A 1747-nucleotide genomic window follows, 5' to 3' on the forward strand; every position below is an offset into this window, starting at 1 on the left:
GCTGGTTAGGCGGGGGTGAGGTGGTACATGGCGGTGTCGTGTTCGGGGATGTCGTCGTAGGCGATTTTGACGGGCATGCCGATGTGGACGTCGTCGGGGTTGGTGTCGGTGAGGGTGGCCAGGACCAGCACTGAGCGGGGGCCTTCGACGTCGAGTTTGGCCACGGCGACGACGTAGGGGGTTTGGTGGAAGCCAGCGCCGCGGTGCACGATGCTGTAGGTCCAGACCTCGCCGTGTCCGCTGATCGGGTCCCAGTCGATGTTCTCGGACTGACAGTTCTTACAGGCGGGGTAGGGCACCCAGCTGTAGGCGCCGCAGTCGCGGCAGTGCGGGATTTTGAACTGGTGGTCTTTCAACCCGTCCCAGAACGCCATATTGCCGACGGTGGTCGTGGGTAGCGGCTTGTTGTAGGCCATCTGCGTATCTCCTTGCGCTCGGGATGGGGGTTATTCGGGTTGCTCGGTGCCGAGCACCATCACGCCGGCCACCCCGTGGACGGAGAAGCCCTGGGACAGGGAGACACCGATCTTGGCGTCAGCGACCTGACGCTGCCCACACTGGCCACGTAGCTGGCGCACCACCTCGATGGTCGGCATTCCCGACGGTTCACCGCAGTGGCTGCCCGACATCAACCCGCCATCGGTGTTGCTCGGCAGGGACCCATCCAGGCGGGTGTTGCCGTCCTTGACGAAGTCCACGCCCTCACCGAGTTTGCAGAATCCCATCTCCTCCAGATCGCGGGCCATGGTGATCGAGAAACAGTCATACAGATTAGCCACATCGACCTCGTCACGGCTGACCCCCGACATCGCAAACGCCCGATCGGCGGCGTCCTTGACCGCGTGGCCTTCCTCGCTGAACCACGGATCAGGGATCGAAGCATAAAAGTCGGAGTAATAACTTTCGGCGGCACCCAGGACCCAGATCGGATTCGGACTGTTACGGGCGATCTCCTCAGAAGCCACCACCAGCGCATAGGCGCCGTCGTTATCGATCGAGCAGTCGAACATGTTCAACGGCGTACAGATCTGCTTGGAGTTCATCACATCCTCGACGGTGATCTCACCCTTAGGCCCCATCACCGAGGCCGGGTTCAGCGTCGCGTAATGACGCGCCACCACCGGAATCTCGCTGAGGTCTTCCTTCTTGATCCCGAACTCATGCATATACCGCTGAGCCCACAACGCATACCACGTCACCAGATAACCGCCATGCGGCAACGCATCCCACTCCCCCACCCGCAGCGGACCATCCCCGGGCGCGGGATACGACGACGGGCCGGTGGCAAACGCCGACTTACCGAAAAACACCACCACCACATCAGCCACCCCAGCCGACACCGCAGCAGCAGCCTTGGCCAACTGCGCCGAACCACCCCCGTGCACCACCAACTTCTTCGGCTTCCCGCCCAACTGCTCAGCCCAAAACATGTGCGCCAACGACGAATTCAACATCGGCGCGGGATTATGGAAATCGGTCCCGATATTCGGTGCCAAACCATCGACATCAGCCAACGTCAAACCAGCATCAGCCACCGCACCCTTAATCGCCTCCAACTGAAGCGAAAACGGCGTCCGCGCCATGTTCTTCGCATGCTCAGTCGTATACACCCCAGCAATAGCCACCCGCCGAGAAGAAAACCCCACGCCCACACCTCCATCACAACCCAATAACCACACCAACTCCCGCGAGACTAACCACCCCACCCCACAACAGTCAACCAACGACACATGTCACTCACTGACAG

General features: G+C 61.1%; 2 protein-coding genes. Both read right to left on the minus strand.

Annotated features, from left to right (window positions below):
- Window positions 1-5 precede the first annotated feature (5 nt).
- Window positions 6-416, minus strand: coding sequence for a Zn-ribbon domain-containing OB-fold protein (locus tag HPC46_RS34275; RefSeq protein ID WP_179476422.1), 411 nt, complete (start codon window positions 414-416; stop codon window positions 6-8).
- Window positions 417-446: 30 nt separating this feature from the next.
- On the minus strand, window positions 447-1535 hold the full coding sequence (locus HPC46_RS34280; RefSeq protein WP_179476423.1) for a thiolase family protein: 1089 nt from the start codon (window positions 1533-1535) through the stop codon (window positions 447-449).
- Window positions 1536-1747 lie beyond the last annotated feature (212 nt).

The sequence above is a fragment of the Mycolicibacterium vinylchloridicum genome, assembly GCF_013404075.1.
GTDB classification, from domain to species: Bacteria; Actinomycetota; Actinomycetes; order Mycobacteriales; family Mycobacteriaceae; genus Mycobacterium; species Mycobacterium vinylchloridicum.

What these genes read in the sequence shown, in the direction of transcription:
- HPC46_RS34275 (WP_179476422.1), bottom strand. Translation starts at nt 416, where the DNA reads ATGGCCTACAACAAGCCGCTACCCACGACCACCGTCGGCAATATGGCG.